At 41.4% G+C, this 222-nt stretch carries 1 pseudogene; it reads right to left on the reverse strand.

The annotated features are described in order from the left end of the window. A pseudogene (locus tag ACJQQZ_RS12680) lies at window positions 1-222 on the reverse strand (hypothetical protein); the annotation flags it as partial.

The raw sequence follows: 222 nt of genomic DNA on the forward strand, positions 1-222 counted from the left end.
CTAGTGATTCAACAAGTACTTCTCTTTCTGATAGCTCATCGACGAGCGGCAGTACGTCATTAAGCGATTCTGAAAGCACAAGTGCTTCTACTTCATTAAGTGACAGTACTTCTACTAGTGATTCAACAAGTACTTCTCTTTCTGATAGCTCATCGACGAGCGGCAGTACGTCATTAAGCGATTCTGAAAGCACAAGTGCTTCTACTTCATTAAGTGACAGTA

This window comes from Staphylococcus sp. KUGN1, assembly GCF_045984185.1.
GTDB lineage: Bacteria > Bacillota > Bacilli > Staphylococcales > Staphylococcaceae > Staphylococcus > Staphylococcus warneri_A.